We start from the raw sequence: 13,150 nt of genomic DNA on the forward strand, positions 1-13,150 counted from the left end.
CCATGACCGCCGCATCCCGCAACCCGAAGTTGACCTACCCGACGCTGCTGTCGACGAACAACTACATCCGTCAGCTCAGCGACACCACGTACTGGCTGTGCATCACCCGCACGGTCCAGGAGTCGAAGCTCTTCCCGATGAACCCGTACATGCTGCTGAGCTACCTCAACAGCTTCTACCGGTGGCCGACCCTGCTGCGCGAGATCGACGCCGTGACCCCGGCCGAGGAGCTGGGCGACCGCGCCCGCGAGGTCAGCCTCAAGGTCAACACGGTCAACGCCGCCTGGGGACTGCCGTCGTTCTACCTGATCGGCCGCGAGATGCTCATGAACTGGGGGCTGCTCGGTCCGGAGGACGCGGTCGACGACGTCGTCGACGTGCTGGACTTCTCCCGCCGTTTCAACCTCGCCTACCACCGCAACGACGGGCACCTGACCAACAAGGAGTTCGGCGACCGCAGCCAGTACCTGCCCGAGCGCACCCTGCAGGTGTTCGAGTCCGACCTGCACGGGGTCACCCCGGGGGACCGGCTGCACACCGCGGCGACCAAGCTGATCGCGCAGCTGTCGCAGTACGCGTTCCTGGCGCACTGCGAGTGCCGGATCGGCCTGCACAACAGCGGCCCCTACGCCTTCGGCGACAACCGGCAGCTCGTCGTGCGGGACTTCTTCGAGCTGACCGAGGGCGACTACCCGTGGCTCGACGGCATCGCCACCCGGCTGCCGGTCGCCAACCTGACGATCCCCATCGTCTTCAAGGACACCAACTTCCACCTGATGGACGACTGGGCCTCGTTCGAGGCCGAGCCGGCCTACGACGCGGCGAACATCGTCGCGGTCGGCATGTACACATCCGACGCGCTCACCGACGGCTACGTGCCGGTCGGCATGGAGAACGCCGAGCAGCTGGCCGAGACGATGGAGCAGTACCGGGAGATCCTCAACGAGGCGACCGCCGACCTCTGGAAGCGCATCGCCACCTGGACGCGCGAGCAGATGATCGACGCCGGCGCGCTGGTCTACTCCTCGGTCGCCAAGGACTTCGCGCACCTCGCCGGCACCTACCGGCAGGACGACTGGCTCTCCCTCGACGACCGCGTGCAGCGGTTCAAGCCGCTGATGAACGACGAGTACGGCCGCGACGACCTCGCCGAGATGGTGGGGCTGATCGGCTTCCCGCACCAGAAGACCAACGAGTACTCGATGGCCCGGTACTCGGGCGCCAACCAGAACATGCTGACCGGCATCCCGTACTCGGTGCTCGTCGACGACGACTTCGCCCCGACGGCGGGGGACCGGCTGTCCGGCTCCAGCAGCCTCGACGCCAAGACCGGCCTCTGGACGACGTCCGCCGGCCGCCTGGACGTCGACGAGTACAACCGCCGGGCCCGGGACTTCCGGCCGGCCGTGCAGGCGGAGGAGTACCGCTACCTCGATGAGGAGTGGGTCAAGCGGTACTGGCGGACCGAGCGGGCCGACGAGCTCTACCGCCTGACCCAGCGGGGGTCGCGGAACCTCGAGGGCCGCGGCGCGGGCCTGCGCCGCGCCGACCTGCCCGGCTCCGCCGGCTGACCCACCCCCTGGCCTCCCGGCCGGCCGCGGGCCCGTCCCCGCGGCCGGCCGGTGAGCCCCCGCTCTCCAGGAGGACCCCACCGTGCAGATCGGTGACCTGATCCGCCGGGCCGGACGCCAGTTCGGTGCCGCCCCCGCCCTCGTCGACGGCGCCCGCGTCGTGAGCTTCGCGGAGTTCGACGAGCTGACCGACCGGCTGGGCACCGCGCTGCTGGCCCGCGGCCTCGCCCCCGGCGACCGCGTCGCGGTGCTGGTGCCCAACGGCGTCGACGGCGTCGTCACGTACTACGCGCTGGCCAAGGCCGGGCTCGTCCGGGTGCCGCTCAACGCCCGCGAGACCCCGCACGAGCTGGCGTTCAAGATCGAGGACTCGCAGGCCCGGGCGCTCGTGGTGGCCGGCGAGCCGCCCGCCGCCACGGAACTCGTCGTCCGCGCCGAGGAGCTGCCGCGGATGATCGCCGACGCCCCCGCGGGCCCGTGCGACGTCCGGCGCGACCCCGAGGCGCCCTTCCGGCTGGCCTACACCGGCGGCACCACCGGCAGGCCCAAGGCGGTCGTCCTGACCACCCGCAGCGAGCTGGCCGAGGTCGCCAACTTCCTGGTCGACCTGCTGCCGGACCTGCGCCCGGACTCGGTGATGCTGCACGCCGCGCCGATCACCCACGGCAGCGGCGCCTTCTTCCTGCCGCACCTGGTCAAGGGCGCGGCGAACGTGATCGTGCCGAAGTTCTCGCCGGAGGCCTTCCTGGAGGCCGCGCAGAAGCACCGGGCGACGACCACGTTCATGGTCCCGACGATGATCGCGATGCTCCTGGAGCACCCCGCCACCGCCGGCGCGGACCTCGCGCTCGAGCGGCTCTGCTACGGCGGGGCGCCGATCGCCACGACGGTCCTGCAGCGCGGGATCGAGGTCCTCGGCCCCGTCTTCGCCCAGCTCTACGGCCAGGCCGAGGCGCCGCTGGCGATCACCTGCCTGCAGCCGTGGGAGCACACGCCCGAGCGGCTGTCCTCCGCCGGCAAGCCCTACACCTTCGTCGAGGTGCAGGTCCGCGACCCCGAGGGCCGGGTGCTCGGCCCCGGCCAGGTGGGGGAGGTGCTCACCCGCGGGCCGCACACCATGAGCCGGTACTGGCGCCGGCCCGAGGCCACCGCCGAGACGATCGAGCCGGACGGCTGGCTGCACACCGGCGACATCGGACGGTGGGACGACGAGGGCTACCTGTACCTGCTCGACCGCCGGCACGACGTGATCATCAGCGGCGGTTTCAACGTGTACCCCCGCGAGGTCGAGGACGCGCTGCTCAGCCACCCCGCCGTCGTGCAGGCCGCGGTGGTCGGGCTCCCCGACGAGACGTGGGGCGAGCGGGTCGCGGCCGCCGTCGTCACCCGCACCGAGGCCGACCCGGCCGAGATCGAACGGTTCTGCGCCGGCCGGCTGGCCGGCTTCAAGCGACCACGCGCCGTCGAGGTGTGGTCGGACCTCCCCACCAGCCCGGTCGGCAAGTCACTGCGGCGCGAGGTGCGCGACCGCATGCTCGCCGCCCGCTCCGCCACCCGAGAGGACGACGTCTGATGCTCGACCCGTACCAGCTCACCGTGCACACCCTGACGCTCCGGCAGCTCGCCTCCGCCGAGCAGCTCGCCGAGATCAACGGACAGCCCGTCGCCGAGGTGGAGGCGGCGCTGGAGAGGGGCGCGGGGGAGGGCGTGGTGATGGCCGCCCGCGGCAACTCCATGATCACCCCGGCCGGCCGGGCCCTGCTCGACGGCGTCTACCCGGAGGCCTTCGCGGAGTTCCGCTCCTCCCCGGCGGTCGCGGACGCGATGGACGCGTTCGAGAGCGGCGTGAACAAGCAGGTCCTCACCCTGACCACCGACTGGCAGACCAAGGAGGTCGACGGGGACCGCATCCCCAACGACCACGGCGACCCCGACCACGACGCGGCGATCGTCGACAAGCTCGGACGGGTCGTGGACAGGACGGCGAAGGTGCTCCGCCCGATCGCCGACCTCGACCCGCTGGTCGACCGCTTCCTCGACCGCATCGGCGCCGCCCTCACCCGCGTGGAGGGCGGCGAGACCGACTACGTCAGCGGGGTGCGGGTCGACTCGGTGCACACCGTCTGGTTCCAGATGCACGAGCACCTCCTGCGCCTGACCGGCCGGGAGCGTCCCGAGTGACCGCCCCGACCGTCGCCCGCCGCAACGGGGCGGGGTACCGCTGGCTCGTCGTCCCCGACGACCCCAGCCGCGAGCCCAGCCGCGACCTCGTGGGCGGCAAGGCCTGGAGCCTGTGGCGCATGCGGTCGCTCGGGCTGCGCGTGCCGCCGGCCTTCGTGGTGACCACCGAGGCCTGCGCGGCCTGGTCCGCCGACGGCCGGCTGCCCGAGGGGCTCGCCGAGGAGCTCGAGGCCGGCATCCGCCTGCTCGAGCGGCAGCTCGACCGGACCTTCGGCGGCACCGAGCGCCCGCTGCTGGTCTCGGTGCGCTCCGGCGCCGCCGTGAGCATGCCCGGGATGATGGACACGATCCTCGACCTGGGCTGCAACGACGCCGTCGAGGCCGCCCTGGCCGCCGAGACCGGCGACCCGGCGTTCGCCGCCGAGGTGCACCGCCGGTTCACCGCCTTCTACGGCCGGCTCGTCCTGGGCTGCACCGAGGAGCTCGACGACCTCGCGGACACCGCGGCGGTGCGGACCGCGCTCGCCGACGACGGGGCCGGTGCCGTCCCGGCCGACCCCTGGGAGCAGCTGCGGTCGGCCGTCGAGGCGGTCTTCGCCTCCAGCCGCTCCCGGCGCGCCGTCGCCTACCGCAAGCACTACGGCATCCCCGACGACCTCGGGACCGCCGTCACCGTGCAGGCGATGGTGTTCGGGAACCTCGACGACCGCTCCGGCACGGGGGTGCTGTTCACCCGCAACCCGGTCGACGGGGTCCGGGAGCCCTACGGCGAGTACCTGCCGCGCGGGCAGGGGGAGGACGTCGTCTCCGGGCGGGTCACCCCCCGGCCGCTGAGCTCCCTCGCCGAGTCGCTGCCGGCCGTGCACGCCGAGCTGGTGACCGCCGCGGAGCGCCTGGACCGGGAGGGCCGGGACGCGCAGGACATCGAGTTCACCGTGCAGCAGGGGCAGCTGTTCCTCCTGCAGTCCCGGCCGGCCAAGCGCACGGCCCGGGCCGCCGTCCGCATCGCCGTCGAGCTGGTCGACGAGGGGGTGCTGGAGCCGGCCGAGGCGGTCCGGCGGGTCACCGCCGAGCAGGTCCGGACCCTCCTGCGGCCGGAGATCACGCCCGGGGCCGCCACGTCGGCGCAGCTGCTGACCTCCGGCGCACCCGCCAGCCCCGGCGTCGCCACCGGCGTGGCCGTCGGGACGCCCGAGGAGGCCCAGCAGCGACCCGGGTCGATCCTCGTCCGCAGGTCGACCAGTCCCGACGACGTGCACGGCATGATCGCCGCGGGCGCGGTCGTCACCGAGCAGGGCGGCGCCACCTGCCACGCCGCGGTCGTCAGCCGCGCGCTGGACACCCCGTGCGTCACCGGGTGCGGCCCGGGGACGATCGAGGCGCTGCTCGGCCGCACGGTCACCGTCGACGCGACGAGCGGCCGGGTCTACCTCGGCGAGGTCGAGTCCTCCGCCGTCGACGAGAGCTCGGACGAGGACCTCCGCCGGCTCACCGCCTGGGCCGAGCAGCTCGTGCCGGTCCGGGTCACCGACGCGGACGCGGACGTGCCCGGGCCGGTCCTCGACTCCGACGACGTCCCGGCCGAGGAGCTCGGCGAGCAGCTGCCGCCGATCCCGCCGGGCACCCGGACCGTCCGCGGCGCCCTGTTCACCACCCCGGACGGGGTGCGCGCGGCGCTGGACGCCGGGGTCGAGGTCGTCGTCGCGCCGCACCGGCTGCCGGTCCTGCTGACGGCCGTCGCCCACCAGGGAGGGACCCGATGACCGCGGTCGACGCCCTCGCCACCCGGGCCGAGGTCCCACTGAGCGTGACCCTCCGCGAGCTGCAGGAGGTGATCCGCACCTTCCAGCGGTCGGACTGGACGGGCATGACGCTGGAGGTCCGGGGCCTGCGGATCACCATCGGGAAGGACGGCCCGCCCGGCGCCCTGACCGCGGCGGCAGCCTCGGCACCGGCGGCCGCACCCCCGGCCGCTGCCGCCGCCCCGCCCCCGGTCGCCGTTCCACCGCCGGTTCCCGCGCCGCCCCCGCCGACCCCCGTCGTCGCCGGCGCCGGGCCCGTCTCCGGCGCCGCGGCGGTCGACACGACCGGCTGCGTCGCGGTCCGCTCGCCGGCCGTCGGCGCCTTCTGGACCGCGCCCAGCCCCGGTCAGCCGCCGTTCGTGCAGGTCGGTGACACGGTGACCGCCGACCAGCAGCTAGCCATCGTCGAGGTCATGAAGCTCATGAACCCGGTCGTCGCCCCGGCAGCGGGCGAGGTCGTCGAGGTCTGCGCCCGGAACGCCGAGCTCGTCGAGTACGAGCAGGTCCTGTTCTGGATCCGTCCGAGCGATGACTAGCGCCGCGACCGTCGCCGAGGCTGCGCCCGTCCGCACGCCGATCCGCCGGGTCCTCGTGGCCAACCGCGGGGAGATCGCCGTCCGGGTGGTCCGCGCCTGCCGTGCGCTCGGCATCGAGACCGTCGTCGTGGTCTCCACCGCCGACCGCGGCGGCCTCGCCGCCCGGCTCGCCGACCGTGCCGTCTGCATCGGCCCGCCCCCGGCGTCGCAGAGCTACCTGGCCATCCCGTCGGTGCTCAGTGCGGCCCTCGGCACCGGCTGCGACGCCGTCCACCCGGGGTACGGGTTCCTCTCGGAGAACCCCGACTTCGCCGCGGCGTGCGTCGCGGAGGGGCTGACCTTCATCGGCCCGCGGCCGGAGGCCGTCGCCGGGGCGGGCGACAAGGCCCGCGCCCGGGAACTGGCGCGCAGCGCCGGCATCCCGGTCCTCTCCGGGTCGCCGGTCCTCTCCTCGACCGAGGAGGCGGTGGCGGCCGCGGCCGACCTCGGCTACCCCGTCCTCGTCAAGGCCGCGGCCGGCGGCGGCGGCCGGGGGATGTCCGTGGTGGAGGACGAGGCGGAGCTGCGGGCGCGCTGGCCCGCGGCGGCCGGGGAGGCGGAGGCGGCGTTCGGCGACGGGCGCCTGTACGTCGAGCGCTACATCCGCCACGCCCGGCACATCGAGGTGCAGGTCCTCGGGGACAAGCACGGCTCGGTCGTGCACCTCGGCGAGCGGGACTGCACCCTGCAGCGCCGCCACCAGAAGGTGGTCGAGGAGTCCCCGGCGCCGAACATCCCGGAGCAGGTCCGCCAGGACATCCGCCGCAGCGGTGTCGCGTTCGGCGAGGCCCTCGGCCTGGACAGCGCCGGCACGGTCGAGTTCATCTACGACGCCGACACCTGCCGGTACGCCTTCCTCGAGTTCAACGCCCGCATCCAGGTCGAGCACCCGGTCACCGAGATGGTCACCGGCGTCGACCTGGTGGCCGAGCAGATCCGCTCCGCGGCGGGCGAGCCGCTCCGGCTGACCCAGGACGACGTCGTGGTCCGCGGGCACGCGATCGAGGTCCGGATCACCACGGAGGACCCCGCCCGCGGCTTCACCCCGCACCCCGGGACGGTCACCACCTGGGTGCCGCCCGCGGGGGAGGGGATCCGGGTCGACAGCCACTGCGAGCCCGGCTACGTCGTCACCCCGTACTACGACTCCCTGCTCGCCAAGGTCGTCGCGCACGGCCCGGACCGCGACACCGCCGCCGACCGCCTCGTCGCCGCACTCGGCCGCCTGCAGGTGGCCGGCGTCCCGACCACCCGCGACTTCGCGCGGTCCGCCCTGGACCACCCCGACTTCCGGGCCGGCCGCGTCACCACCGAGTGGATCGCCACCCACGGCCTGCCCCACCACCTGGAGGGATCCTCATGAGCTACCTCGACCGCGCCCCGAGGACCGCGGACGGGCGCCGCCGGACGATCGAGATCGTCGACCAGACGCTGCGCGACGGCCCACAGAGCTGGTGGGGCATGAAGCTGCGCAAGGACATGGGCCTGCCGATCGCCGGCGAGCTGGACCGGACCGGGTTCCACACCATCGACCTGGTCGGCAGCTCGATCTTCGAGGTCCTCGTGCGGCACTGCAAGGAGGACCCCTGGGACCAGCTGATCTCGCTGTCGAGGGCCATGCCGCGCACCACCGTGCGGGCGGGGACCCGCAGCAACGGCATCGTCACCTTCGGCCTGACGGCCGACAGCGTGATGGACCTGTGGGTGCAGCGGCTGTGCGCCCACGGCATCGGCAGCTTCTGGATCTACGACGGGCTGTTCAACACCGACAAGATCGGCCGGCTGGTGAAGACCGTGCAGGCCGAGGGGGCGGCGGCCCTGCCGTGCGTCCTGCTCGCCGACAGCCCGTACCACACCGACGAGTACTACGCGGAGCGCACGCGGGAGCTGGTCGCCCTCGGCGCCGACGGGATCGAGCTCGAGGACGCCGCGGGGCTGCTCACCCCCGAGCGGACCCGCAGCCTGGTCTCCGCGATCAAGGGCGCGGCCGGCGACCTGCCGGTGGAGATCCACTTCCACAGCAACAACGCGCTCGCGCCGCTGAACTACCTCGAGGGCGTGCTCGCCGGGGCCGACCGGGTGCACACCGCCAGCCGCCCGCTGGCCGCCGGCGTCTCGCTGCCCTCGACCGAGAACACCGTGGCCAACCTGCGCTACGCCGGCTTCGACGTCGACCTCGACGAGTCCCGCTTCGCGCCGGTCGCCGAGCACCTGCTGCGGGTGGCCGAGTACGAGGCGCTGCCGGTGGGGCAGCCGGCCGAGTACTCGTTGTTCCAGTACCGCCACCAGCTCCCCGGCGGCATGGCCGGCACGTTCAAGGACCAGCTGCGGGCGCGGGGCATGGAGGACCGCTTCGAGGAGGTCCTCGACGAGATGTCGCGGGTCCGCGAGGAGCTCGGCTACCCCGTGATGGCCACGCCGTTCTCCCAGCTCGTGGGGACCCAGGCGGTGCTCAACGTCGTCACCGGGCAGCGGTACTCCGTCGTCCCCGACGAGGTGCTCATCTACGCGCACGGCTTCTACGGCCGCCCGGTCGCCCCGCTCGACCAGGACGTCCTCGACACGATCATGAGCACGCCCAAGGCCAGGAGCTACACCGACTGGCAGCCGCCGCAGCCGAGCCTGCAGGAGCTGCGCCGGCGGTTCGGCGAGTCGATCTCCGACGACGAGCTGATCCTGCGGCTGCTGGTGCCCGAGGCCGACATCGACGTCATGCGCGCCACCCCGCGGCGCGAGCGCGACTTCGCGCCCACCACGCGGGAGATGCGCTTCGTCCGCGAGCTGGTCGAGACCTCGATCGGGGCCTACCTGCACGTCGACGGGCCCGGCTTCTCCCTGACCCTGGAGGGGGACCACTGATGTCGGCTCCCAGCACCAGCGAGGCCGGGGTCGGCGGCAGCGGCCTCGGCGTCGGGCGGCCGACGAAGCGGCGTCCCGGCGCGGCGGTCGGCGGGCTGCCGGTGGCCGACCCGCGGCCGGTGCTCGAGGACGGTGCCGTCCTCGGCGTGCGCTGCACCGCGTGCCGCTACCCGGCCGCGCAGCGGGGGATCCCCTGGTGCCCGGTCTGCTACTCGCCCGTCGAGCCGGACCGCTTCACCCCGGCCGGGAGGGTCTGGTCCTCGACCGTCGTCGCCATCCCGGTGGGGGAGCGGCGGCCCCCGTTCGGGCTGGCCTACCTCGACCTCGACGACGGCCCGCGGGTCCTCGTCCACCTCACCGAACCGCAGGTGCTGCGCGGCGGCACGCGCGCGCGGATCACCGGCACCGACCGCGGTGACCTGGTCGCCGCACGGGAGGAGCAGCCGTGACCCAGCCGATGCTGTGGGGCGTCGGGACCTCGGCCTACGGGCTGTTCCCGGAGCGCCGGGTGGAGTCCCTGGCCTGGGACGCCGTGTCGGAGGCGATCCGCGACGCCGGCATCAGCCCGGCGGAGATCGACGCGGTCGTCGTCGGGTCGGTGTTCGGGCCGCCCGGGGTCGCCACCCGGGTGCAGCGCGGGATGGGCATCCCCGGCGTCCCGACGTGGACGATCGAGAACGCCTGCGCCAGCGGCACGAGCGCCTACCACGAGGCCGTGGAGGCGGTCCGGCTCGGCCGCTTCGGGTGCGTACTCGTCCTCGGCGTCGACCAGATGTCCACCCTGTTCTCCGGCGCGATCGTCCCCGAGGCCACCGACCCCGAGGGCGCATCGTCCCTGCCGTTGCCCGGCCTGTACGCCCTGCAGGCGGCGCGCTACGTCGACGAGTTCGGCGTGACGCCGGAGCAGCTGGCCGCCGTGGCGGTCAAGAACAAGCGCAACGGGCTGGACAACCCCCGCGCGCAGCTGCGGAACGCCGCGCCGACCGTCGAGGAGGTCCTGGCCTCGCGGATGATCGCCGAGCCGCTGACCTTCCTGCAGTGCTGCCCGACCAGCGACGGCGCCGGTGCGGCCGTCGTCGGGCCGGACCGCGGGAACCGGGACGACCTGCGCATCGAGGCCTCGGCCATGGTCTCCGGGGCGCTGTGGGACCACCGCAGCGACGACGTGTGGGGCTACGCCTCGGTCGCCCGGGCCGCGGAGCAGGCGTTCGCCCAGGCCGGCCGCACCCCCGGGGAGATCGACGTCCTGGAGGTGCACGACGCCTTCACCATCGGCGAGGTCCTCACGCTGGAGGCCCTCGGGCTCGCGCCGCGGGGCAAGGGCGCCGAGCTCGCGCCGTCCGGGCACACCGCCCGCGACGGCGCCCAGCCGGTGAACCCCAGCGGCGGCCTGCTGTCCCGGGGGCACCCGCTCGGCGGCACCGGGACCGCGCAGCTGGCCGAGATCGCCTGGCAGCTGCGCGGGCGGGCCGGGGCGCGCCAGGTCGCCCGGCACCGCGTCGGCCTCGTCGAGACGATGGGCGGCGGCGCGGCCGGGATGGACGGCAACGCCTGCGTGGTGACGATCCTGTCCACCCAGTGACCGCGACCTACAACGGGCTGCTCGGGTTCCGGGAGGTCGCCGGCCTGCGGACCGAGGACGGCGGGCGGGTCCGCCGCGGCCTGCTCTACCGCAGCGGGACCCCGCAGTTCCTCGACCCGGCGGCCGCCCGCCGCCTGGTGGCCGACACCGGCATCCGCTCGACGATCGACCTCCGGCTGCCGCACGAGGTCGAGCAGGAGGGCCGCGGCCCGCTCGACGCGCTCGGGGTCCGGCAGTGCCTGCACCCCGTGCGCGTCGGCGGGGTCGTGGCGCCCGGCTCCGCGGTCGCGCCCATGCCCGGGGACGACCCGGTCGTCGGCACCTACCTCCGGTACCTCGACGAGGGCGCCGGCGCGGTCGTCGGCGCGTTCCGGGAGCTGGCCCGGCCGGGCGGCCTGCCCGCGCTGGTGCACTGCACCGTCGGCAAGGACCGCACCGGCGTCGTCGTCGGGCTGCTGCTGACCGCGGTCGGCGTGCGGCGCGACGACGTCGTCGCCGAGTACGCCGCCGGCGCGGACGACGTCGCGCCCGCCATGGAACGCCTGCGGGGCATGGCGTCCTACGGCGACGCCGTGGACGTCTACCCGCCCGCGACCTGGGTGGTCGAGGCGGAGGCGATGCGCCGGTTCCTCGCCGCCGTGGACGAGCGGCACGGCGGGGTCCGCCCGTTCCTGCGGGCCCGCGGGCTCGCCCCCTCGGTGCTCGAGGACCTCACCGGGGTCCTCGTGGAACACCCCGCTGATCCCCACCCCGACCAGGAGCTGCCGTGAACGTCACCGAGACCGTCGTCATCACCGAGGCACCCGACGCCGTCTGGCGGGTGGCCGGGGACGCGGGGGCCATCGCCACCTGGGTGCCCGCCATCGAGAGCTCCCGGCTGGAGGGCGACGTCCGGCACGCGACCTTCGCCGGTGGTGGCGGCGACGCCACCGAGCGGATCGTGGAGCACGACGACGCCGGCCGGTCCTACGCCTACGAGTACCTGTCCGGCCCCCTGGCGCTGGAGGAGTACCGCTCGCGGCTCTGGGTCCGGGAGCACGTGCAGGGGACCGAGGTCGTGTGGACGGCGGACTTCGCGGCGGGCTCCCCCGAGGAGGAGGCCCGGCTCGCGGACGCGATCTCGGCCATCTACCGCGGCGCGCTCGCCGAGCTCAAGGAGCGGCTGGAGGCCTGACCGGGGCGCTCAGCCCCGCGGCGGGAGGACCGGCGTGCGGCCGAGCTCGGCGCGCGCGATCGACCGCAGGTGCACCTCGTCCGGGCCGTCGAACAGCCGCATCGCGCGGTGCCAGGCGTACATGGCCGCCAGCGGGGTGACGTCGGACATCCCGGCGCCGCCGTGCACCTGGATCGCGCGGTCGATGACCCGGGTCGCGGCCCGGGGCACGGCGACCTTGGCCATCGCCACCAGGTCCCGGGCCACCTTGTTCCCGTGGACGTCGATGACGTGGCTCGCGCGGTGGCACAGCAGCCGCGCCTGCTCGATCTCCAGGCGGGACTCCGCGATCTGCTGCTGCACGACCCCCTGGTCGGCCAGCGGGCCCCCGAAGGCGATGCGCTCCCGGGCCCGCGCGGTGAGCAGGGCCAGCGCGCGCTCGGCCGCGCCGAGGGCCCGCATGCAGTGGTGGATGCGGCCCGGGCCGAGCCGCGCCTGCGCGGCGGCGAAGCCGCCGCCCTCCTCCCCGACGACGTTGGTGACGGGGACCCGCACCGCCTCGAAGGACACCTCGGCGTGCCCGTGCCGGTCGTGGTGGCCCAGCACCGGGTGGTCGCGGACGACGGTCACGCCGGGGGTGTCCCGGGGGACGAGCACCATGGTCTGCTGCCGGTGGGCCGGCGCCGACGGGTCGGTCCTGCCCATGAGCACGAAGAAGGCGCACCGCGGGTCCATCGCGCCGCTGGTCCACCACTTGCGCCCGGTGATCACGAACTCGTCGCCGTCGCGCTCGATCCGGGTGGCGATGTTGGTGGCGTCGCTGCTGGCGACGTCGGGCTCGGTCATGGCGAACGCCGAGCGGATCTCCCCGGCGAGCAGGGGCTCGAGCCAGTCGCGCTTCTGCTGCTCGGTGCCGAGCAGGTGCAGCAGCTCCATGTTGCCGGTGTCGGGAGCCGCGCCGTTGATCGCCTCCGGGGCGAGATCCAGGCTCCAGCCCGACAGCTCGGCGATGGGCGCGTACTCCAGCTGGGTCAGTCCCGACTCGGCCGGGAGGAACAGGTTCCACAGCCCCTGCGTCCGCGCCCGCCGCTTGAGTTCCTCGACGACCGGCGGGACGGCGTGGCCGTCCGGGCCGGCCTCCCGGCGGGAGGCCGCGTAGACGGGCTCGGCCGGCAGGACGTCCTCCCGCATGAAGGTGACCATGCGGTCGTGCAGCTCGCGGGCCCGCGTGCTGGGCGCGGGCAGCTCGTGGTCGGACACGGGACCTCCTGGGGAACGGGTGGGACCGGCCCGGTCGACGCTAGGGACACGGCTGCCCCGGGCGCGATGCACGGAGGGGGACACGGGCCGGGCGCCGTCCGGCGGCCCTAGGGTGCCGCGGTGGGGGACCGGGACCAGGCCGTCCCCCGGATCCGCGGAGGAGCCCG

General features: G+C 74.5%; 12 protein-coding genes. 11 read left to right on the plus strand and 1 reads right to left on the minus strand.

What is annotated here, in order from left to right; genetic code table 11:
* The first annotated feature begins 2 nt into the window (after positions 1–2).
* From ACI8AA_RS04695 to ACI8AA_RS04745, 11 genes are all read left to right on the plus strand, one after another.
* Positions 3–1,571 (plus strand): hypothetical protein, encoded by a 1,569-nt coding sequence (locus tag ACI8AA_RS04695; protein WP_457043357.1) that lies wholly within the window; start codon positions 3–5, stop codon positions 1,569–1,571.
* Between the two features lie 82 nt (positions 1,572–1,653).
* Positions 1,654–3,144, plus strand: coding sequence for a class I adenylate-forming enzyme family protein (locus ACI8AA_RS04700; protein ID WP_457043358.1), 1,491 nt, complete (start codon positions 1,654–1,656; stop codon positions 3,142–3,144).
* Entirely contained in the window at positions 3,144–3,752 is a 609-nt protein-coding gene (locus ACI8AA_RS04705) for a hypothetical protein (protein WP_457043359.1), read from the plus strand. The genes ACI8AA_RS04700 and ACI8AA_RS04705 overlap by 1 nt, the downstream gene beginning before the upstream one ends.
* Complete coding sequence (locus tag ACI8AA_RS04710; RefSeq protein WP_457043360.1) at positions 3,749–5,515, plus strand: pyruvate, phosphate dikinase; 1,767 nt, start codon at positions 3,749–3,751, stop codon at positions 5,513–5,515. The genes ACI8AA_RS04705 and ACI8AA_RS04710 overlap by 4 nt, the downstream gene beginning before the upstream one ends.
* Positions 5,512–6,090 carry an acetyl-CoA carboxylase biotin carboxyl carrier protein gene (locus ACI8AA_RS04715; RefSeq protein WP_457043361.1) on the plus strand — a complete coding sequence of 193 codons (579 nt, stop codon included), beginning with the start codon at positions 5,512–5,514 and terminating at the stop codon, positions 6,088–6,090. The genes ACI8AA_RS04710 and ACI8AA_RS04715 overlap by 4 nt, the downstream gene beginning before the upstream one ends.
* Positions 6,083–7,492 (plus strand): acetyl-CoA carboxylase biotin carboxylase subunit, encoded by a 1,410-nt coding sequence (locus ACI8AA_RS04720; protein WP_457043362.1) that lies wholly within the window; start codon positions 6,083–6,085, stop codon positions 7,490–7,492. The genes ACI8AA_RS04715 and ACI8AA_RS04720 overlap by 8 nt, the downstream gene beginning before the upstream one ends.
* The gene (locus tag ACI8AA_RS04725) at positions 7,489–8,988 is read left to right on the plus strand and encodes a hypothetical protein (protein WP_457043363.1); all 1,500 of its coding nucleotides are present in this window, start codon (positions 7,489–7,491) and stop codon (positions 8,986–8,988) included. Before ACI8AA_RS04720 ends, ACI8AA_RS04725 begins: the two co-directional genes overlap by 4 nt.
* The gene (locus tag ACI8AA_RS04730; RefSeq protein WP_457043364.1) at positions 8,988–9,437 is read left to right on the plus strand and encodes a Zn-ribbon domain-containing OB-fold protein; all 450 of its coding nucleotides are present in this window, start codon (positions 8,988–8,990) and stop codon (positions 9,435–9,437) included. The genes ACI8AA_RS04725 and ACI8AA_RS04730 overlap by 1 nt, the downstream gene beginning before the upstream one ends.
* Entirely contained in the window at positions 9,434–10,570 is a 1,137-nt protein-coding gene (locus ACI8AA_RS04735; RefSeq protein WP_457043365.1) for a thiolase family protein, read from the plus strand. Before ACI8AA_RS04730 ends, ACI8AA_RS04735 begins: the two co-directional genes overlap by 4 nt.
* The gene (locus tag ACI8AA_RS04740) at positions 10,567–11,340 is read left to right on the plus strand and encodes a tyrosine-protein phosphatase (protein ID WP_457043366.1); all 774 of its coding nucleotides are present in this window, start codon (positions 10,567–10,569) and stop codon (positions 11,338–11,340) included. Before ACI8AA_RS04735 ends, ACI8AA_RS04740 begins: the two co-directional genes overlap by 4 nt.
* Positions 11,337–11,744, plus strand: a complete 408-nt coding sequence (locus ACI8AA_RS04745; protein ID WP_457043367.1) for an SRPBCC family protein — start codon at positions 11,337–11,339, stop codon at positions 11,742–11,744. The genes ACI8AA_RS04740 and ACI8AA_RS04745 overlap by 4 nt, the downstream gene beginning before the upstream one ends.
* 9 nt (positions 11,745–11,753) lie before the next feature.
* Here the strand turns inward: ACI8AA_RS04745 and ACI8AA_RS04750 are convergent, their stop codons facing one another.
* Complete coding sequence (locus ACI8AA_RS04750) at positions 11,754–12,983, minus strand: acyl-CoA dehydrogenase family protein (protein ID WP_457043368.1); 1,230 nt, start codon at positions 12,981–12,983, stop codon at positions 11,754–11,756.
* Positions 12,984–13,150: the final 167 nt, after the last annotated feature.

The organism is Geodermatophilus sp. SYSU D01180 (assembly GCF_054050415.1).

Excerpts from the sequence above, each read along its gene's own strand:
- ACI8AA_RS04695 (WP_457043357.1), top strand. The coding sequence starts at position 3 with ATGACCGCCGCATCCCGCAACCCGAAGTTGACCTACCCGACGCTGCTG.
- ACI8AA_RS04705 (WP_457043359.1), top strand. The coding sequence starts at position 3,144 with ATGCTCGACCCGTACCAGCTCACCGTGCACACCCTGACGCTCCGGCAG.
- ACI8AA_RS04715 (WP_457043361.1), top strand. The coding sequence starts at position 5,512 with ATGACCGCGGTCGACGCCCTCGCCACCCGGGCCGAGGTCCCACTGAGC.
- ACI8AA_RS04720 (WP_457043362.1), top strand. The coding sequence starts at position 6,083 with ATGACTAGCGCCGCGACCGTCGCCGAGGCTGCGCCCGTCCGCACGCCG.
- ACI8AA_RS04725 (WP_457043363.1), top strand. The coding sequence starts at position 7,489 with ATGAGCTACCTCGACCGCGCCCCGAGGACCGCGGACGGGCGCCGCCGG.
- ACI8AA_RS04730 (WP_457043364.1), top strand. The coding sequence starts at position 8,988 with ATGTCGGCTCCCAGCACCAGCGAGGCCGGGGTCGGCGGCAGCGGCCTC.